We start from the raw sequence: 18,039 nt of genomic DNA, 5'->3' as shown, positions 1-18,039 counted from the left end.
GTGTCGGAAATTACGCCTTTTTGTCTCGGTTATTTGATTTCATATAAGGTGCTGTACAAGAAAATCAGGGATTGTTCCTGCCATGACTCTTCGCCAAACCGAGTATCCCGCGTGCAAGCCACTCGCCTGACCCTGATGTGCCACGGCCGCACCGCCGCCCAGAAAGCCGCGCGTTTCGGTTTGGATGAACCCTTGGATACCGGCTGGCTGGCGAAGCGCCCTGGCATCGGGCGTGAGTACCGCAACGTCCGCCATCTGCTATGCGGGCCGGAGCTGCGGGCACGTCAGACGGCCGCGCTGCTGGGGGACGAGCCGCAGACGATCCAGGCCCTGGCCGATTGTGATTTTGGCCAGTGGCGCGGATTGTCCGTTGATGAATTGCTCAAGACCGAACCGCAACTGCTTCAAGCCTGGCGCGACGACCCGGATGCCGCACCCCATGGGGGTGAGTCGGTCTCCCGGCTGTGCCGCCGCGTCGGTGATTGGCTGGCAACCCTGGAAAACACACCGGGCCACTACCTGGCAGTGACCCATCCGTTCGTGATTCGCGCCGCGCTGGTGAATGTGCTGGGTTGTCCCATGGCCACGCTCAACCGGATCGACATCGAACCGCTGGGCGTCGTCGACCTGCGCTTCAACGAAGTCTGGCGATTGCGCCTACAGGAGCCAGCGTAAGTGAAGAAATTATCAGTGATAGGCATCGGCGCCGGTGACCCGGATCACCTGACGATGCAGGCGGTGAAGGCCTTGAACCAGGTGGATGTGTTTTTTCTCATGGACAAGGGGCCCGCCAAGGAGATGCTGCTGGATCTGCGCCGCGAAATCTGTCAACGCTACATCATCGGTCGTACCTACCGTTTCGTCGAAGCCTACAGTCCAGAGCGCCAACGCGACGACACGGACTACACAGCGAGCGTCGAAGCATTGAACCGTGCGAAGCAGACCACCTTCGAAAGGTTGATCGATGAAGAGTTATCTGACGGGCAGCATGGCGGTTTCCTGGTGTGGGGCGATCCGTCGTTGTACGACAGCACCTTGCGCATCCTGCAGGCGATCCTCGACGCGGGACGCTGTGCCTTCGAATTCGATGTGATCCCCGGCATCACCAGCGTCCAGGCCCTTGCGGCGAAGCATAAAGTGCCGTTGAACACGATTGGCGGTTCGCTGGAGATCACCACCGGACGTCGGTTGGCGGCGGGGCAGGTGGGCGACGCGGCAAGCGTCGTGGTGATGCTTGATGCCGGGGATGCCTACCAGTGCGTGAGCGATCCCGATACGCGGATCTATTGGGGCGCCTATGTGGGAACGCCAGATGAACGGCTGATCGCCGGGCGGTTGGGCGACGTGGCCGACGATATCGAGCGCACGCGTAAGGCGGCGCGAGAAGAGCATGGCTGGATCATGGACACATACCTGCTGCGCAGGCGTTGATTGCAGATTCGATCCAACCGTGGCGAGGGAGCTTGCTCCCGCTGGGTTGCGCAGCGACCCCGACATCTGACAGTCATACGCTTAATCTTGCGCCTGCTTCGCAGTTGAGCGGGAGCAAGCTCCCTCGCCACAAAGGTATGTTTGGTCCGGGGACATGGTTAACACCTGTTCGGGGACATAGTGGACACTTTTTAATACGACACATTGATCATCTGGAGATGTCGTGTGTCCTGGAAAGAGGTGTCTGCCTTGCAGCTTCGTACTGAGTTCGTCTCCTTAGCCCGCCAAGATGGGGCGAACATAAAAGAACTTTGTCGCCGTTACAGCATTAGCCGAACGACTGGCTACAAGTGGCTCAAACGTTTCGAGGAAAAAGGCGCTGCCGGCTTGATTGACCAGTCCCGACGGCCGCTATCCTCACCTGGAAAAACTACTGCCACTCCTGAAAAACAGATTCTGGAGTTGAACCTGGAACACACTGCCTGGGGGGCCCGGAAGATCAAGCGGTACTTTGAAGAAAAAGGCCATGTCATGCCGGCGCCCAGCACCGTGCACGCCATCCTCAAGCGCAACGATCGAATTGATCCCGCTGCATCTCTGATTAAACCTTTCATTCGGTTCGAGCATCCTCAACCAAACGATCTCTGGCAAATGGACTTCAAAGGCCATGTCGGCATGCGTGCAGGGCGTTGTCATCCATTGACCTTGCTGGATGATCATTCGCGTTTTTCGCTGATAATTGCCGCCTGCGCAAACGAAAAAAGGGAAACGGTGCAAGGCCACTTGGTCAGTGCTTTTCGGCGTTACGGGCTGCCCCGTCGCATGACAATGGACAATGGGCCACCTTGGGGACACGAGGGAGATGCCTACACAGGCCTTGAGCTATGGCTGATGCGCCAAGGTATCGAGGTGTCGCACTCGCGGCCTTATCACCCCCAAACCCAGGGTAAGCTCGAACGTTTTCATCGAAGCCTAAAGGCGGAACTACTCACCGACAGAACACTGATTGACCTCGACGCAGCTCAGCAAACCTTTGACCACTGGCGGGAAGTCTATAACCACCAACGCCCTCACCAAGCGCTGAATCACAACGTTCCGGCCTCCCGGTACCGACAGAGCGAGCTGTGCTATCAAGAGGCGTTACCGGAACTGGAATACGGCGACGATGACGAAGTTCGGACCGTCCAGGCTAACGGAGAACTCAACTGGCGCGGCTGGGAGTTAAAGCTGGGCCGGGCCTTTACAGGTGAGCGTGTGGGCTTGCGCAGGACCTTGGAGGACGGCAAGCACGATGTCTATTGGGGTAGGCATCGTGTTGCACAAATTGACATGAACGTCCGATCCGTAATATTAGGTAAACGGCTTCGTTAACTGTCCACCATGTCTCCGAACATGTGTCCACCATGTCCCCGGACCAAACAAGGTATGGCCTTGGACGCGGCGCATCTTCAGCCCCGGCCAAACCGCTCCCGATACACCGATGGCGCCACGCCTACCACGCTGCGGAACGCTACGCGAAAACTTTCCACCGAACGATAGCCACATAGCTGGGCGATGTTGTCGGTGTTGTCTGCGGTGCTTTCCAACAGTTCCCGGGCCCGGGCCAAGCGTTCATGTTGCAGCCAGGCCTTGGGCGATACACCGCAGGCTTGGGTGAAGCGGCGCAGGAAGGTCCGTTCGCTCATCGCCGCGCGGCTCGCCAGTTCGCGCACGCCCAGCGGTTCGTGGAGATGCTCGCGGGCCCACTGCATGACGCTGGACAAATCACCGCGTGGCGTGCGGCTGACCGGTGAGGGGATGAATTGTGCCTGGCCGCCGGTGCGTTGTGTCGGCATGACCAGCCGACGCGCCACGGCATTGGCGACCTGGGCACCGAAGTCCCGGGCTACCAGGTGCAGGCACGCATCGATGCCCGCGGCGCTGCCAGCGGAAGTAATGAGCTGGCCCGAGTCGACATAGAGCACATCCGGGTCGACCCGAATGGCAGGATAGCCTTGCGCCAGTTCGTCGGTGTAGCGCCAGTGCGTCGTTGCCGCCAAGCCATCGAGCAGTCCAGTGGCCGCCAGGACGAACGCCCCGGAGCAGATCGACAGCAAGCGGGCACCGCGGGCGTGGGCACGGCGCAGGACGAGGAGCAGGGCATCGGAGGGCGGTTCGCTGCGGCTGCGCCAGCCTGGCACGATGATGGTCCGGGCGGTGTCGAGCAGCTCCATGCCGCCATCGGCCAGGACTTGGAAGCCGCCCATGGCGCGCATCGGACCGTCGTCGACGGCGACGATGCGGTGCTCATACCAGGGGAAATCGAACTCGGGCCGGGCCAATCCGAAGATTTCCACGGCGACACCGAATTCGAATGTGCACAAGCCGTCATACGCGAGGATGGCGACCAGGCCGGGAGCAGGCTGCATTTGGCGGAAAATTCCCACAGAGTGTCTTGTGCGCCACTGTAGCGGTTAGCGTCGGGGGGATAAAGTCTGTTCCAGTCTTCATTTGTCCCGGAGTAACCACGCATGACCAGTCTTGTTAGTGAAGTGCCTGCTGCCCCATCCGACCTCGCCCTGCAGCATTTCAGCCGTCGCCTGATGTTCGAAACCGATTGTTCCGATGTGCATGCCAGCCAAGAGGCGGGCACCATCGATTTTGTCCTGGTGGACGTGCGCGGACCGCTGGCTTACGAACGCGGGCATGTGCCAGGGGCGATCAATCTCCCAACCCGGACCCTCACCGCCGAGGCGTTGGCGGCGTACCCCAAGGCCACGCTGTTCGTGGTGTATTGCGCCGGCCCGCATTGCAACGGTGCGAACAAGGCCGCGGTGCGCCTGGCAACGCTGGGTTACCCGGTCAAGGAAATGATCGGCGGGGTCATGGGCTGGCTCGATGAGGGTTTTCGCCTGACCGGTTCCGTCGAGCGCGTGGCGGAAAAGGCGATCAGCTGCGATTGCTGAAAGCTTGCTCCCGCTGGGCCCTGTAGGAGCTGGCGAAGCCTGCGATCTTTTGATCTTTGATCTTTTGAAAAGATCGCAGCCTCGTTTCACTCGGCAGCTCTACGCAGCTCCCAGGCAGTATTTCTATAACTATTTGTCGCTTCGACGTAATTTCCCTCCTGGGTGCATCTCTAGACTCCGGGCCACTTCGGTTTTCATCGACCGAACGCTGTTTCCGATTCTGCCTATAACGATCAATAAATACCTGCGCACTCAGGAGCAAAAATGAAGAAGCTAGCCATGTTCGGTGCCCTCGCACTGTCCGTATTGTCATTCTCGGCCGTGGCCGAAGACGCCAAGCCGATCCGTCTCGGGATCGAGGCGGGTTATCCGCCGTTTTCGATGAAAACCCCTGATGGCAAGTTGGCCGGTTTCGATGTGGACATCGGCGACGCGCTGTGCGCACAGATGAAGGTCAAGTGCACGTGGGTCGAGCAGGAATTCGACGGCCTGATCCCGGCGCTGAAGGTCAAGAAAATCGACGCGATCCTGTCGTCCATGACCATCACCGACGATCGCAAGAAAAACGTCGACTTCACCATCAAGTACTACCACACCCCGGCGCGTTTCGTGATGAAGCAAGGCTCCGACGTCAAGGACCCGCTGACCGAGCTCAAGGGCAAGAAAGTCGGTGTGCTGCGCGCCAGCACCCATGATCGCTTCGCAACCGAGGTGCTGGTGCCAGCGGGGATCGACCTGGTGCGCTACGGCTCCCAGCAGGAGGCCAACCTGGACATGGTTTCCGGTCGCCTCGACGCGACGCTGGCCGACTCCGTCACCCTTGACGAAGGCTTCCTGAAGACCGACGCCGGCAAAGGCTTTGCCTTCGTGGGGCCGACCTATGAAGACGCGAAATACTTCGGCGGCGGCGCCGGTATCGCGGTGCGCAAGGGCGACCAGGCGCTTGCCGAGAAATTCAACGCTGCCATCACCGAAATCCGCGCCAATGGCACGTACAAGAAAGTCCAAGACAAATACTTTGCCTTTGACGTCTACGGGCATTAATCGCTGACGTCACCAGGTGGCCCGCCGCTGACCCGGCCGGCCACCTTTTTCATGGGCGATTGTCTTACCCTGCGCCTGTCGAGAAACCGATATCTGGAGAGCCTATGCAACGCATCGACCATACCTTGCCCTGGAGCCACCTGGGCACGGAACGTTCGCTCAGCGTGTTTCGTTACGGCCACGGCCCGCGCAAGGCGTATATCCAGGCCAGCCTGCACGCCGATGAATTACCCGGCATGCGCACGGCATGGGAATTGAAACAACGCCTCAACACGCTTGAAGCCCAAGGCCTGCTCAAGGGCGTGATCGAACTCGTGCCGGTGGCCAATCCGATCGGCCTGGACCAGCACCTGCAAAGCGCCCACATGGGGCGTTTCGAACTGGGCAGTGGCAAGAACTTCAACCGATCCTTCGTTGAACTCAGTGCCCCGGTGGCGCAGCGCGTCGGTGAACGCCTCGGGGATGACCCGGCCGCGAATATCACCTTGATTCGCCAGACCATGATCGAGGTGCTGGATGATCTCCCGCCGCCCCCGTCTCAGCTCGAAGCCTTGCATCGGCTGTTACTGCGCCACGCTTGCGACGCCGATGTCACCCTGGACCTGCACTGTGATTTCGAGGCTGCGATCCACTTGTACGCCTTGCCGCAACAGTGGCCGCAATGGCGCTCATTGGCCGCGCGGTTGAAGGCTGGCGTGGCGTTGCTGTGTGAAGATTCCGGCGGCAGTTCGTTCGATGAGTCTTGCTCGACGCCGTGGTTGCGCCTGGCGAAGATTTTTCCGCAAGCAGCGATTCCACCGGCCAACCTGGCGACGACGCTGGAACTCGGCAGCATGGGCGACACCCGGGTGGAGCAGGCCCAAGCCAATTGCGAAGCCATCCTCGGGTTCCTGGCGGAACAGGGCTTTATCGGCGGTGACTGGCCGGCCGCGCCGCAAGCGTGCTGCGAAGGTTTTCCATTCGAAGGCACCGAGTACCTGTTCGCGCCGCACCATGGCGTGGTCAGCTTTTTGCGCGAAGCGGGCGAATGGGTGGAGCGGGGCGATCCACTGTTCGAAGTGGTCGATCCGTTGAATGACCGGGTCACCGTTGTTCCTGCCGGCACGTGCGGGGTATTGTTCGCACTGGATCGCGGACGCTACACCCAGCCGGGCATCTGGCAGGCGAAAGTCGCCGGGCGCGAGCCGATTCGGGCGGGGAAATTGATCAACGACTGATGAGTGCGGTCTACCTCATCGCACGGTCGTTGCCGTGCGGCTATCCAATGATGGAGGAAGACTGATGCTCAAAGCGTTCGCCCTGTTTCTGCTGCTGGTATCCGTCGGCGTGCAGGCTCAACCTTCGCTGCATACCGACTTGCCACTCAACTACCTGGCCCGCGCTGACGAAAAGGCCGGGAACCGACCGCTGGTGATTTTCCTGCACGGGTCGGGCAGCAACGAAGAGGACCTGCTCAGGCTTGCGGACGAACTGCCCGAGCACTACAACTACCTATCGGTGCGGGCGCCCAAGGCTATGGAGCCGGGGCACTACCAGTGGTTTGCGAAAAAGGGCGAGGGTGCGTACGACGGTGACACATCCGACCTGAAGGCCAGCGGCCAGATGCTCCTGGAGTTCATCGACAAGGCCCGGGCCAAATACCCGACTGATGCGAGCAACGTCTACCTGGTGGGGTTCAGCCAGGGGGCGATGATGAGCTACGAAGTCGCCTTGCGACACCCCGAAGCCGTTGGCGGTATTGCCGCGATGGGCGGGCGGGTCCTGCCGGTGCTGCGGGCCGAACTGACCCCCGATGAATCGCGGCGGGCGCTCGCGGTGTTCATCGGTCACGGAACAGTGGATCCGATCATTCCCTACCGTGACGGCACCGACGCCGACACATTCCTCAAGACCCTGGCCCTGGAGCCGGAATTCCATGCCTATCCAGGCCTCGGCCACAGCATCAGTGCGCAGGAAGTGAAGGATCTGCGGGCCTGGCTGGAGCGCCTCAATCCCTGATATGCACCCCGGATCCCTGTGGGAGCGGGCTTGCTCGCGAAAGCGGTGGTTCAGCCGGAGTCGATGCTGAATGTGCCGCCGCCTTCGCGAGCAGGCTCGCTCCCACAAAACCGCGGCAAATCATCACTTGCCGCTGGCGATCTGCTTCACCAGCGCTTCATGACCGGCCTGGTCGCTGGCCCTGGAAATGATCTGCACCACGGCCATGCGCGTGCCGGAAGCGCCGATCAACGTGGTATCCAACGTTGGCCCGCCACCCTGCGTGGCCTTGGTATCGAGCTGACGCAGGCCCAGGCCCGTGGTTTTCTGGGTCAGGCTCTGTTCGCCGAGGATCTTGGCATCCGGTAGGGCCTTGGTTTTCTGGACGGCGAAGTTGGCGAAGGTGGTATCCAGGAAGGCGGTGTCGTTGTCCTTCACATTCGCCCCGTCGACCAAGGTGTTTTCGGCCGTGATCACCACCGTTCTGGTGGTGGCATTGCTGTACATCGTACCGGCGGCCCCGGCGGTCCCCTGCGCCACATCCCCGGCGGACAAGGGCGTCGCCGTGAAGCCCTTGGGCAGGCTGAAGCTGAATTTGCCGCCCAACATCGAGATCTTCTGGACGGGCGCTTGCGCCACGGCCTTGGGCTGGGCAGCCAGCGCAGGCAATGCGACGAGGCTGGCGATGGCCGTCAGCAGCAGGGCGGCGGCGTTTTGACTCAGCGATGACATTCAAATGCTCCACGGGTGGTCGTGCTTGAGGACCGATCATCCCATGGTCGTCGCCCCGGACTCCACTGCGCTGATCAAATGCAAGCGCGAACGCACTCCGTGATGGCTAGGGACGCCGGCCGGGGCGGCTCAGTCCGGTTCGACGTCCAGTTGCAGGCTGTCGTCGGCCAGGCGCTCGGTACGCCGGACGATGCCGCTGATGCGCCGGCCTTCGGCGCGGAACACCACGATCTGGGCTTTCGCCAGGTCTTCGGGCAGCGGCGGGCGTACATGCAGGGCAAACCACGGCGGCTCGCCATCGTCGAGACGCTTGACCTCGAATTGGCAGTCGACGCTTTTGGTCTCGCGGCCGAACAGCGTGTCGAGACCGTAATCAAGATGATTGTTTGCGGCGGGTTTTGGGTCCATCGGCAATCTCCTGTGGGGGCTCGGCTATTGTTCAAGTGAGTCTTCCCACGGCGGAAAAATTCCGTCGGATGCGCTGCGAATGATCGCGACTGGCGGTGGACGGTGGGGGTTGCTGGTAGAATCACCCACCTTGACTTACGAGAGGTATGCCCATGAGCGAGCCGATTCGCCTGACCCAGTACAGCCACGGTGCCGGTTGCGGCTGCAAGATTTCGCCCCAGGTGCTGGAAGTGATCCTGGCCGGCAGCGGCGCGCAGAATCTTGACCCCAAGCTTTGGGTGGGCAATGCCTCCCGGGACGATGCGGCGGTCTACGCCATCGACGAGGAGCGCGGGGTGGTCTCGACCACCGACTTCTTCATGCCGATCGTCGACGATCCGTTCGACTTCGGCCGCATCGCCGCCACCAACGCCATCAGCGATATCTACGCCATGGGCGGCGATCCGCTGATGGCGATTGCGATCCTCGGCTGGCCGGTCAACGTCCTGGCCCCGGAAGTCGCCCGGGAGGTGATCCGCGGTGGTCGCTCGGTGTGCGATGAGGCGGGCATTCCCTTGGCGGGTGGGCACTCGATCGATGCGCCAGAGCCGATTTTCGGCCTGGCAGTGACGGGGCTCGTGCAGAAGCGCCATATGAAACGCAACGATACCGCTGTCGCCGGGTGTCGCCTGTACCTGACCAAACCCCTGGGTATCGGCATCCTCACCACGGCGGAAAAGAAAGGCAAGCTGCGCGCCGCCGACGTGGGCCTGGCCCGCGATTGGATGTGCACGCTCAACAAGCCCGGCAGCCGTTTCGGCAAGCTCGACGGCGTGGCCGCGATGACCGATGTCACGGGCTTCGGCTTGCTCGGGCACTTGGTGGAGATGGCCGATGGCAGCCAGCTCACCGCGCGCATCCGTTATGACGCGGTGCCGCGCTTGCCGGGCGTCGAGTATTACCTGGACCTGGGCTGTGTACCGGGCGGCACGTTGCGCAACTATGACAGTTACGCGAGCAAGGTCGGCCGTGTCCAGGAGTTGCACAAGCGCGTGCTGTGCGACCCGCAGACCAGCGGCGGCCTGCTGATTGCCGTCACGCCAGAAGGTGAAGGCGAATTCCTGCAGGTCGCCGCCGAGCTGGGCCTTGCACTGGAACCGATTGGCGAATTGGTCGAGCGACAGACCCACGCGGTCGAGGTGTCTTGATGCCCAACGACATTACCGATTACCGCGATATCTTCCTTAACGATCGTCCGATGATGGATACCCGTGCGCCCGTCGAGTTCGTCAAGGGTGCATTCCCCGGTGTGGTCAACCTGCCGCTGATGACCGACATCGAACGGCAACGGGTTGGCACCTGTTACAAACAGCAAGGACAGCAGGCCGCCATTGTCCTGGGGCATCAGCTGGTCTCCGGTGAAACCAAGGCCCAGCGCATCCAGGCCTGGGCCGACTTCGCCCGGTCTCATCCGGACGGGTTGCTCTATTGCTTCCGTGGCGGCTTGCGCTCGCAAATTGTCCAGCAATGGCTCAAGGACGAAGCCGGTATCGACTACCCCCGTGTCGGCGGCGGCTACAAGGCCATGCGTACCTTTTTGCTCGAAACCGTCGAGCAGGCCGCAACCCAGTGCGACCTGGTCTTGCTGGGTGGCATGACCGGCACGGGCAAGACCGAAGTGCTGGCGCAACTGCCCAATGCGCTTGACCTGGAGGGTTGCGCCAACCATCGCGGTTCGAGCTTTGGCAAGCGTGCCACCGGACAGCCGTCCAACATCGATTTCGAGAACCTGCTGGCAGTGGATGTGCTGAAAAAACGCGCTGCCGGCATCGAGCAGTTCGTGCTGGAAGACGAAAGTCGGATGGTGGGCAGTTGCGCCGTCCCGCTGCCGTTGTACCAGCGCATGCAGCAGGTGCCGATGGTCTGGCTGGAAGACAGCCTTGAGCGGCGGGTCGAGCGAATCCTGCAGGACTACGTGATCAACCTGTGCGCCGAGTTCATCAACGTGCATGGCGACGAAGGTTTCGCTTTGTTTTCCGAGCGACTGCTGTCGAGTCTCGGCAACATTCACAGGCGCCTGGGTGGCGACCGTCATCGGCGATTGATGGACATCATGGAAGCCGCCCTGGGCGAGCAGGCCAGCACGGGTGCCGTCGATTTGCATCGCGGCTGGATCGAAGGCCTGCTGCGCGAATACTACGACCCGATGTACGTGTTCCAGCGGGAGAAGAAGGGCGGGCGGATCGAGTTCGCCGGGGAGCGGCTGGCGGTGTTGGAATATCTGACTGAGCGCGCCGCTCGAGGCGGATGAGGCAGTACTCTTTAGCAAGGGCACCGAAGCATTGTGGGAGCGGGCTTGCTCGCGAATAGGCCCGCATGTTCAACATCATCGCTGACTGTTACGCCGCCTTCGCGAGCAAGCCCGCTCCCACAGTCAGGGTTCGTCGACACATCGAGTTGGCGGTTTAGGTCGGGCACGTCTCCTGCCCGTTATCCAGCCCTTGCTTGTAGCTCTGGCTGGTCAGGCTGGCCTTGCCGTTGTGCCAGGTCAGTGTCAGCACGTACAGCGAATCGAAATCGCTCGACGCCCAGTCATCGGTGATCTTGAGCCGCTTGCCCACCGCTTCGCCCGCGACCTTGTTGATCAGTTCCGGCAAGTAGCCGTGGGACCAGGCGGTATAGATGGTGGCGTTGTGGTATTTGTCATGCAGTAATTCATCGGCCAGGTCGCTGGTGTCGTTGGCCGAATATTCGATGTTCACCGGCAGGCCCAGCTTGATGGCGCTGGGACTGATGGTCATCAGCGGGCGGATGTAGCTGTAGGAATTGTCCAGCTCACCTTCTTCGACATTCCGGGTAGGGTTGGCGGCGAATACGTAGTCGGCCTTGCCGAATTTTTCCGGCAGCAAGGTCGCCAGGTCGATGGCGCGATTGAGCCCTTGGCAATTGAGCTGGCCCAGGCCTCCGGCGGGTTTCTCGGCGTGGCGCAGGAACACCAGGGTCTGCACGCCATCGACTGGCTGGGCGCGGCTCACGCTGGATTCCAGCGACAACACCAGTCCACAGGACACCAGCAGCGTCGGCAGCATCAGCCACGAACGGCTTTTGAGGTAACGGGCGAATTTCTCTGGCTTGATCATTGAATGGCGTCTTCGGTTTCGATTCAGGCTGACAAACCCCGGCACCACGAAGCCTGAGGGCTTGGGTGTTTTCCTTGTCGTTACGCCGCTTCGATTCCTCGGGGCAGTTCTCTGAGTCCCTTTCCGCCCGTTGGTTCGATCCTGGCCGGTGCGCTGTGTTGTAACGGCATCCCGCCAGAGACTGAAGCGAATGTTAGCGACAGGATGTTGCGGATTTAAGAAGGGCGACGGCCAAAAGCCGATCAGCTGATTTATGCTTCAGCTTTCTGACTGATACTTGGAACCCATTTCATGCCCAACCTGACCCCGTTCCCCATCACTCAAAAATGGCCGGCCCAGTACCCTGAGTGGATTCAGCTCTACTCGTTGCCAACCCCCAATGGGGTTAAAGTCTCGATCATGCTCGAAGAGACCGGCCTGCCCTACGAGCCACATAAAGTCGACTTCGGTAACAATGACCAGTTGTCGCCTGAGTTCCTGTCGCTGAACCCCAACAACAAGATCCCGGCGATTCTCGACCCCCATGGGCCGGGGGATCAGCCGCTGGCGTTGTTCGAATCGGGGGCGATCCTGATTTACCTGGCGGACAAGAGCGGTCAACTGCTGGCCCAGGAATCGGCGGCGCGCTACGAAACGATCCAGTGGCTGATGTTCCAGATGGGCGGGATCGGGCCGATGTTCGGGCAGTTGGGGTTCTTCAACAAATTCGCCGGCAAGGATTACGAAGACAAGCGTCCGCGCGACCGTTATGTCGAAGAAAGCAAACGCCTGCTCAAGGTGCTCGACGGCCGACTCCAGGGCCGGGACTGGATCATGGGTGAGCGCTACACCATCGCTGATATCGCCACGTTCCCGTGGGTGCGCAATTTGATCGGGTTCTACGAGGCGGGTGATCTGGTGGGCATCCAGGACTTTCCCAACGTGACACGGGTGCTGGAGCGCTTCCTGGCGCGACCGGCAGTGGCTCGCGGCCTGAAGATTCCAGAATGACGACGACGCGTCGATTCGATTTCAAGCAGCTGGACGTGTTCAGCGAAGCGTCGCTCAAGGGGAATCCGCTGGCGGTGGTGCTGGGGGCCGATGGGATCAGCGAAGAACGCATGGCGACTTTCGCCAACTGGACCAACCTCAGTGAGACCACGTTCGTGCTGGCGCCGCAGCACCCGGAAGCCGATTACCGGGTGCGCATCTTCACCACCTCGACCGAATTGCCGTTTGCCGGGCATCCGACCCTGGGCAGTTGCCACGCGTGGTTGGAAGCCGGGGGCGTGCCGAAAAGGCAGGAAATCGTGCAGGAATGCGGTGTCGGGCTCGTCAGGATTCGCCGCAGCGACTACGGCCTGGCCTTTCTGGCGCCGCCCTTGCTCAAGTCCGGCCCGCTGGAAGTCGACGTGCTGGAGCGAGTGCGCAAGGGGTTGGGGCTTCCAGCCGAGGCGATAGTCGACGCACAGTGGGTCGACAACGGCGCCGGTTGGTTGGCCTTGCTGCTCAAGGACCGCCAACAAGTCTTGACGCTGAAGCCGGATTATTACCAATTGCGTGATCTGGCCGTAGGGGTTGTTGCGCCGTGGGATCCGGTGGTGGATGGCGATGCCGCTCAATTCGAAGTGCGTGGGTTCATCGCCGGCGATGGCATGCCGGAGGATCCCTCCACCGGTAGCCTGAATGCCGGGCTCGCCCAGTGGATGCTGAGCAAGGGCTTGGCGCCCAGCGCCTACGTGGTCAGCCAGGGCGTGACCATGGGGCGGGCCGGGCGGATTCATGTCGAGCGGATCGGCGATGAGGTCTGGATTGGTGGTGCCGTGGTGACCTGCATCAATGGCGTGTTGACGCTCTGAGCGGATTATTGCCTTGCCGGTAACACTCTGTTTTCCCGCCGATGTTTGTGCCCTGGCCGGCCAGGGCATAAGCTTTGCTCCCTGTGATCGAGCCCCATTTTTACCCCAGGAGTCCCATGTCCAGCCACTTCCCCGAAGCACGTCCACGTCGTCTGCGCCGCAACGCAAGCTTGCGCAGCCTGTTCCAGGAAACCGAGTTCACCCTGAACGACCTGGTACTGCCGATCTTCGTCGAAGAAGAAATCGACGATTTCGTGCCGATCAAGAGCATGCCCGGTGTGATGCGTATCCCCGAGTCGAAACTGGCTGGCGAAATCGAGCGCTATGCCCGCGCCGGCATCAAGTCGGTGATGACCTTTGGCGTGTCCCATCATCTGGACAGCGACGGTAGCGACACGTGGAGTGAGCGTGGCCTGGTGTCGCGCATGGCCGGGATCTGCAAGGACGCCGTGCCGGAAATGGTCGTGATGTCCGACACTTGCTTCTGTGAGTACACCGATCATGGCCACTGCGGCGTGCTGCACGGCCATGAAGTGGATAACGACCGGACCCTGATCAACCTGGGCAAGCAGGCCGTGGCGGCAGCGCGTGCCGGTGCCGATGTCATCGCGCCGTCAGCGGCCATGGACGGACAGGTCCAGGCCATTCGCAGGGCCCTGGACGAGGCGGGCTTCAGCCAGACGGCCATCATGGCGTATTCGACCAAATTCGCCTCGGCGCTCTACGGTCCGTTCCGCGAGGCGGGCGGCAGCGCCTTGAAGGGCGACCGCAAGAGCTACCAGATGAACCCGATGAACCGTCGCGAAGCGCTGCGCGAGTCGTTGCTCGACGAGCAGGAAGGCGCCGATGCGCTGATGGTCAAGCCGGCCGGGGCCTATCTCGACATCATCCGCGACATCCGCCAGGCGTCGAACCTGCCGTTGTCGGCCTATCAGGTCAGCGGCGAATACGCGATGATCAAATTTGCCGCCCAGGCGGGCGCCATCGACGAAGCTCGGGTGGTGCGTGAAAGCCTTGGCGCGATCAAGCGGGCAGGGGCGGACCTGATTTTCACTTACTTCGCCATGGACCTGGCGTTGAGCGGGATCTGATCAGGCATTCCACGCAGGGATGGACCGATGTGGGAGCAGGCTTGCTCGCGAAGCGGTATGCCAGTGCAGAAGGTAGTGACTGACACTCCGCATTCGCGAGCAAGCCCGCTCCCACAGGATCTTCCTTGTCATTCATCTGTTTCCCTTCAGTAGCCTCCCTGGGCTTTTGGTCGTATGGTTGCTCCCGAACAATGGATCTGATGGAGCACCATGCAATTCACTCGATTGACGATCAGTCTCGCCGCCTTGCTGGCCCTGGCCGGTTGCGGCACGCGCCAGGCCCAGGAGCCAGAGCGCCAGCCTGCCGAAGTCAAGGCGCAGATCGTTCGGTTATTGCCGGCCAAGACCGCTGACCGAGAAGGCTGGGCCAGCGATATCTACGTCGCCTTTTCGGCTCAACAGATCCCGCCGACCACCCAGAACATTTGTTCGGTACTGGCGGTGACCGAGCAGGAATCGACTTTCCAGGCCGATCCCACCGTACCGGGACTGGGCAAGATTGCCCGGCAGGAAATCGACCGACGCGCGGCGAAGGTTCATGTCCCGGGACTGCTGGTCAGCGCCGCGCTCCAGGTGCGCTCGCCGAATGGCAAAAGCTACAGTGATCGTCTCAGTGCGGCGCGAAGCGAGAAAGAACTCAGCGCGATTTTTGATGATTTCATCAGTATGGTGCCGCTGGGCAAGACGCTGTTCGATGGTTTCAATCCGGTGCACACGGGTGGCCCAATGCAGGTCAGCATCGCATTTGCCCAGGCCAATGCGCGGAATTATCCCTACACGGTGGATGGCTCGATTCGGCGGGAAGTGTTCAGCCGTCGTGGCGGCATGTATTTCGGCGTTGCCCATTTGTTGGGGTATCCGGTGAGCTACACCGAGCCGCTGTACCGGTTCGCCGATTTCAACGCCGGTTGGTACGCCAGTCGCAACGCGGCGTTCCAGCACGCGGTGAGCCGCGCTTCGGGCATCAGCCTGGCCCTGGACGGCGATCTGATCCTGCATGACTCAATCATGCCCGGCAGCACGGAGCTGGCGGTTCGCACGTTGGGCAAGTCGTTGGGGATGCGCAACCCGACCATCCGCGATCAGTTGGAGTTGGGGGACAGCCTGGCGTTCGAGGACAGCAAGCTCTACAAGCGTGTGTTCGAACTGGCTGAAAAGGCCGAGGGCAAGCCGTTGCCTCGGGCGGTGCTGCCGGGGATCGTGCTCAAAAGTCCAAAAATCACTCGCAAGCTGACCACCGCATGGTTCGCCAAGCGCGTGGACGAACGTTACCAGCGGTGCATGGCGCGGGCTTCGGGACGCTAAACCGCTGGCCATGAAAAAGCCCGGCGGATAAGGCCGGGCTCTTGCCGGGGTAATGTTGTTCGCTTGGGGTAAGCGATGAACCTGTGGCGAGGGAGCTTGCTCCCGCTGGGGCGGTCCGACGCTTCGGGCGGCCCCTTTCTTGTGAGCGCTTCGCGCTCAAGCGGGAGCAAGCTCCCTCGCCACGGATTCCATTGACCACTATTCGAGACTGCTTCAGGCACCGCCGACAGGCCACTCATGCACGGTTCTGAGCCAGACGATCGGAACCACCTTCAGCAACGCGGCGTTCCAGCAGACGGTCTGCACCGCCTTCAGCGACGCGGTTTTCGATCAAGCGGTCGGAGCCACCTTCAGCGACGCGGCGTTCCAGCAGACGATCGGCACCGCCTTCAGCAACGCGGCGTTCCAGCAGACGGTCGGAGCCACCTTCAGCGACGCGGTTTTCGATCAAGCGGTCGGAACCACCTTCAGCGACGCGGCGTTCCAGCAGACGGTCGGCACCGCCTTCAGCGACGCGGTTTTCGATCAAGCGGTCGGAGCCACCTTCAGCGACGCGGCGTTCCAGCAGACGATCGGCACCGCCTTCAGCGACGCGGTTTTCGATCAAGCGGTCGGAACCACCTTCAGCAACGCGGCGTTCCAGCAGGCGGTCGGCACCGCCTTCAGCGACGCGGTTTTCGATCAGGCGATCAGAGCCACCTTCGGCAATGACGGGTTGGGAGGAGGCGGCGAATACGTTGGCTGCCAGGACCGAGAAAGCGAAGCTGAGGATGATTTGGCGTTTCATGATGGTGTGCTCCGGGGGGTGTTTGTTTGTGTGGGGCCATTGTTGCGCCGGGCACCGGTCAGGAGAACTTCATTGAAATGATGGTGAACATCGATGGCGGTGATAGCTGCTCGGGCTGTTGTCAATGAGCTTGATGGAACGCTGATGGGGCTGCGGGTTCTACCGGCTGAATCCCTTTGCAGGAGGCACGCATATGTATCAGCTGTTCGGCCACAGTCAGTCGGGTTCTTCTGCCGTGGAAATTGCCCTGTATCTGTGTGGGGTGCCTTACCGCCGGGTCGATACGTATTCGACCGAGGACAATGACGCGGCGAAAGAACTCGAGGCGTTGAATCCGCAGAAGCAGGTTCCGACCCTGCAACTGCCGGACGGCTCGGTCCTGACCGAGGCGGCGGCGATCCTGATCCACCTGGGGTTGTCTTTTCCGGAATCGAAGCTGCTGCCGGAAAACCCGGCCCAGCGCGGGCAGGTCATACGCGGCCTGGTCTATATTGCCGCCAATTGCTACACGCCCATCGGCATTATCGATTTTCCTGAACGCTGGTTGCCGGACGCGGACGAGGCTGTCCGGGAGCAACTGGTGGCAGGCACCAAGCAAAGGCTGTATCGCAATTGGGCATTGTTCGCCGATCAGTTTCCGGCGACACCGTTCCTCAGTGGTGCCAAGCCCGGGGCGCTGGATATCCTGGCGGCGGTGATCACGAAATGGGTCGAGACCCGTGAAGCGATGCTCAGCGCCCGTCCCGAGTTTTATGCCTTGCTCGAGCGCATCGACCGCCACCCCCGTGTCGCGCCGGTGCTTTCGCTCCACTGGCCTGGGTGAATCAAGGGCAGGCGTTGCGCGAGGCCGCTTGCCCGACGAGGTCGACAAACTGCCGGACGTTGTTCTGATGGCCCTTCACCAGGTCGTCGATATTGCCTGCGGCCGGCGTTTGCAAGCTGCTGCGACAGGTCAGGGTGCTGGCGGCGTTGCCAAGGCTGCGCAATCGCCATTGCACGTCCATGCGAGCGTACCGGCCGGGGATCGAGTCGAAGCGCTGCACGTCCACCCGTAGCAACCGCTTCGGCGCGCCGGGATTGCTCAGTTGTTCATCGAGGCTGCTGCGCAGTTCATCCGCCAGGCTTGAGCCCCACCATTCGGTCTCCAGGATCGCCAATCCGCTGTCGCCCTGGCGAATGACCATCTGGGTGCGATCCACCTGGGGCGGCACGCTGAGTTGCTCGATCTGGATATCCACCCCCGCGCGTGCCTGGCCGGCCGGTTGGGCCGGGCTCAGGGTGTGATAGTGAATGGGGTCGCTGCGGCAGGCACCGAGCAGCAGCGCCAGGGCGATCAACGAGCATCTCAGCGTCAGCGGCATC

20 protein-coding genes are annotated in these 18,039 nt (G+C 61.5%); 14 read left to right on the top strand and 6 right to left on the bottom strand.

The features are described 5' to 3' along the window. Nucleotides 1-111: 111 nt before the first annotated feature. From AB4N42_RS21720 to AB4N42_RS21710, 3 genes are all read left to right on the top strand, one after another. Entirely contained in the window at nt 112-675 is a 564-nt protein-coding gene (locus AB4N42_RS21720) for a histidine phosphatase family protein (RefSeq protein WP_030140083.1), read from the top strand. After that, a complete protein-coding gene (gene cobF / locus AB4N42_RS21715; protein WP_030140084.1) occupies nt 676-1,431 on the top strand; it encodes a precorrin-6A synthase (deacetylating) in 756 nt (251 codons plus the stop codon). Nucleotides 1,432-1,656: 225 nt separating this feature from the next. Then, nucleotides 1,657-2,802 (top strand): IS481 family transposase, encoded by a 1,146-nt coding sequence (locus tag AB4N42_RS21710; protein ID WP_460115312.1) that lies wholly within the window; start codon nt 1,657-1,659, stop codon nt 2,800-2,802. Between the two features lie 77 nt (nt 2,803-2,879). On the opposite strand, the gene ftrA is transcribed toward AB4N42_RS21710, so the two are convergent. Beyond that, a complete protein-coding gene (gene ftrA, locus AB4N42_RS21705) occupies nt 2,880-3,839 on the bottom strand; it encodes a transcriptional regulator FtrA (RefSeq protein WP_030140085.1) in 960 nt (319 codons plus the stop codon). Nucleotides 3,840-3,941: 102 nt separating this feature from the next. Between ftrA and AB4N42_RS21700 the strand changes: the two genes are divergently transcribed. From AB4N42_RS21700 to AB4N42_RS21685, 4 genes are all read left to right on the top strand, one after another. After that, nucleotides 3,942-4,376 (top strand): rhodanese-like domain-containing protein, encoded by a 435-nt coding sequence (locus AB4N42_RS21700; protein WP_030140086.1) that lies wholly within the window; start codon nt 3,942-3,944, stop codon nt 4,374-4,376. A gap of 264 nt (nt 4,377-4,640) precedes the next feature. Next, complete coding sequence (locus AB4N42_RS21695; protein WP_030140087.1) at nt 4,641-5,420, top strand: ABC transporter substrate-binding protein; 780 nt, start codon at nt 4,641-4,643, stop codon at nt 5,418-5,420. A 104-nt stretch (nt 5,421-5,524) separates the two neighbouring features. Then, complete coding sequence (locus AB4N42_RS21690) at nt 5,525-6,637, top strand: succinylglutamate desuccinylase/aspartoacylase family protein (protein ID WP_030140088.1); 1,113 nt, start codon at nt 5,525-5,527, stop codon at nt 6,635-6,637. Nucleotides 6,638-6,701: 64 nt separating this feature from the next. Then, nucleotides 6,702-7,418 carry an alpha/beta hydrolase gene (locus AB4N42_RS21685; protein ID WP_030140089.1) on the top strand — a complete coding sequence of 239 codons (717 nt, stop codon included), beginning with the start codon at nt 6,702-6,704 and terminating at the stop codon, nt 7,416-7,418. A 123-nt stretch (nt 7,419-7,541) separates the two neighbouring features. Here AB4N42_RS21685 and AB4N42_RS21680 read toward each other — a convergent pair whose 3' ends face one another. Together AB4N42_RS21680 and AB4N42_RS21675 are read right to left on the bottom strand one after the other, a co-directional pair. Beyond that, a complete protein-coding gene (locus tag AB4N42_RS21680) occupies nt 7,542-8,129 on the bottom strand; it encodes a DcrB/PsbP domain-containing protein (RefSeq protein ID WP_030140090.1) in 588 nt (195 codons plus the stop codon). A 129-nt stretch (nt 8,130-8,258) separates the two neighbouring features. After that, complete coding sequence (locus AB4N42_RS21675; protein WP_030140091.1) at nt 8,259-8,537, bottom strand: hypothetical protein; 279 nt, start codon at nt 8,535-8,537, stop codon at nt 8,259-8,261. A gap of 152 nt (nt 8,538-8,689) precedes the next feature. Here AB4N42_RS21675 and selD point away from each other — a divergent pair, with 152 nt between their 5' ends. Both selD and mnmH read left to right on the top strand, forming a co-directional pair. Beyond that, on the top strand, nt 8,690-9,724 hold the full coding sequence (selD, locus tag AB4N42_RS21670) for a selenide, water dikinase SelD (protein ID WP_030140092.1): 1,035 nt from the start codon (nt 8,690-8,692) through the stop codon (nt 9,722-9,724). Beyond that, entirely contained in the window at nt 9,724-10,827 is a 1,104-nt protein-coding gene (mnmH, locus tag AB4N42_RS21665; protein WP_030140093.1) for a tRNA 2-selenouridine(34) synthase MnmH, read from the top strand. Before selD ends, mnmH begins: the two co-directional genes overlap by 1 nt. 154 nt (nt 10,828-10,981) lie before the next feature. On the opposite strand, the gene AB4N42_RS21660 is transcribed toward mnmH, so the two are convergent. Continuing rightward, complete coding sequence (locus tag AB4N42_RS21660) at nt 10,982-11,656, bottom strand: hypothetical protein (protein ID WP_030140094.1); 675 nt, start codon at nt 11,654-11,656, stop codon at nt 10,982-10,984. Between the two features lie 291 nt (nt 11,657-11,947). Between AB4N42_RS21660 and AB4N42_RS21655 the strand changes: the two genes are divergently transcribed. From AB4N42_RS21655 to AB4N42_RS21640, 4 genes are all read left to right on the top strand, one after another. Beyond that, nucleotides 11,948-12,646: a glutathione binding-like protein gene (locus AB4N42_RS21655; RefSeq protein WP_198798052.1), complete on the top strand. Its 699-nt coding sequence runs from the start codon at nt 11,948-11,950 to the stop codon at nt 12,644-12,646. Then, nucleotides 12,643-13,494, top strand: a complete 852-nt coding sequence (locus AB4N42_RS21650) for a PhzF family phenazine biosynthesis protein (RefSeq protein ID WP_460115311.1) — start codon at nt 12,643-12,645, stop codon at nt 13,492-13,494. The genes AB4N42_RS21655 and AB4N42_RS21650 overlap by 4 nt, the downstream gene beginning before the upstream one ends. A 116-nt stretch (nt 13,495-13,610) precedes the next feature. Continuing rightward, entirely contained in the window at nt 13,611-14,585 is a 975-nt protein-coding gene (hemB, locus tag AB4N42_RS21645; RefSeq protein ID WP_198798054.1) for a porphobilinogen synthase, read from the top strand. 210 nt (nt 14,586-14,795) lie between these two features. Further along, the gene (locus tag AB4N42_RS21640; protein WP_030140098.1) at nt 14,796-15,890 is read left to right on the top strand and encodes a DUF1615 domain-containing protein; all 1,095 of its coding nucleotides are present in this window, start codon (nt 14,796-14,798) and stop codon (nt 15,888-15,890) included. Nucleotides 15,891-16,125: 235 nt separating this feature from the next. Here the strand turns inward: AB4N42_RS21640 and AB4N42_RS21635 are convergent, their stop codons facing one another. After that, nucleotides 16,126-16,677: a phage infection protein gene (locus AB4N42_RS21635; RefSeq protein WP_460115310.1), complete on the bottom strand. Its 552-nt coding sequence runs from the start codon at nt 16,675-16,677 to the stop codon at nt 16,126-16,128. A gap of 193 nt (nt 16,678-16,870) precedes the next feature. Here AB4N42_RS21635 and AB4N42_RS21630 point away from each other — a divergent pair, with 193 nt between their 5' ends. Further along, nucleotides 16,871-17,500 carry a glutathione S-transferase family protein gene (locus AB4N42_RS21630; protein WP_460115309.1) on the top strand — a complete coding sequence of 210 codons (630 nt, stop codon included), beginning with the start codon at nt 16,871-16,873 and terminating at the stop codon, nt 17,498-17,500. A gap of 1 nt (nt 17,501) precedes the next feature. Here the strand turns inward: AB4N42_RS21630 and AB4N42_RS21625 are convergent, their stop codons facing one another. After that, a complete protein-coding gene (locus AB4N42_RS21625; protein ID WP_030138499.1) occupies nt 17,502-18,038 on the bottom strand; it encodes a PqiC family protein in 537 nt (178 codons plus the stop codon). Nucleotide 18,039 lies beyond the last annotated feature (1 nt).

It is taken from the genome of Pseudomonas sp. H2_D02 (genome assembly GCF_054677635.1).
The sequence above is the reverse complement of the archived record's forward strand: the minus strand, read 5'-3'. Positions and strand labels throughout refer to the sequence as shown.

What these genes read in the sequence shown, in the direction of transcription:
- selD (WP_030140092.1), top strand. Translation starts at nt 8,690, where the DNA reads ATGAGCGAGCCGATTCGCCTGACCCAGTACAGCCACGGTGCCGGTTGC.
- AB4N42_RS21655 (WP_198798052.1), top strand. Translation starts at nt 11,948, where the DNA reads ATGCCCAACCTGACCCCGTTCCCCATCACTCAAAAATGGCCGGCCCAG.
- AB4N42_RS21675 (WP_030140091.1), bottom strand. Translation starts at nt 8,537, where the DNA reads ATGGACCCAAAACCCGCCGCAAACAATCATCTTGATTACGGTCTCGAC.
- AB4N42_RS21680 (WP_030140090.1), bottom strand. Translation starts at nt 8,129, where the DNA reads ATGTCATCGCTGAGTCAAAACGCCGCCGCCCTGCTGCTGACGGCCATC.
- AB4N42_RS21700 (WP_030140086.1), top strand. Translation starts at nt 3,942, where the DNA reads ATGACCAGTCTTGTTAGTGAAGTGCCTGCTGCCCCATCCGACCTCGCC.
- AB4N42_RS21640 (WP_030140098.1), top strand. Translation starts at nt 14,796, where the DNA reads ATGCAATTCACTCGATTGACGATCAGTCTCGCCGCCTTGCTGGCCCTG.
- AB4N42_RS21695 (WP_030140087.1), top strand. Translation starts at nt 4,641, where the DNA reads ATGAAGAAGCTAGCCATGTTCGGTGCCCTCGCACTGTCCGTATTGTCA.
- ftrA (WP_030140085.1), bottom strand. Translation starts at nt 3,839, where the DNA reads ATGCAGCCTGCTCCCGGCCTGGTCGCCATCCTCGCGTATGACGGCTTG.
- AB4N42_RS21625 (WP_030138499.1), bottom strand. Translation starts at nt 18,038, where the DNA reads ATGCCGCTGACGCTGAGATGCTCGTTGATCGCCCTGGCGCTGCTGCTC.
- mnmH (WP_030140093.1), top strand. Translation starts at nt 9,724, where the DNA reads ATGCCCAACGACATTACCGATTACCGCGATATCTTCCTTAACGATCGT.
- hemB (WP_198798054.1), top strand. Translation starts at nt 13,611, where the DNA reads ATGTCCAGCCACTTCCCCGAAGCACGTCCACGTCGTCTGCGCCGCAAC.
- AB4N42_RS21650 (WP_460115311.1), top strand. Translation starts at nt 12,643, where the DNA reads ATGACGACGACGCGTCGATTCGATTTCAAGCAGCTGGACGTGTTCAGC.
- AB4N42_RS21660 (WP_030140094.1), bottom strand. Translation starts at nt 11,656, where the DNA reads ATGATCAAGCCAGAGAAATTCGCCCGTTACCTCAAAAGCCGTTCGTGG.
- AB4N42_RS21685 (WP_030140089.1), top strand. Translation starts at nt 6,702, where the DNA reads ATGCTCAAAGCGTTCGCCCTGTTTCTGCTGCTGGTATCCGTCGGCGTG.
- AB4N42_RS21690 (WP_030140088.1), top strand. Translation starts at nt 5,525, where the DNA reads ATGCAACGCATCGACCATACCTTGCCCTGGAGCCACCTGGGCACGGAA.
- AB4N42_RS21635 (WP_460115310.1), bottom strand. Translation starts at nt 16,677, where the DNA reads ATGAAACGCCAAATCATCCTCAGCTTCGCTTTCTCGGTCCTGGCAGCC.
- AB4N42_RS21630 (WP_460115309.1), top strand. Translation starts at nt 16,871, where the DNA reads ATGTATCAGCTGTTCGGCCACAGTCAGTCGGGTTCTTCTGCCGTGGAA.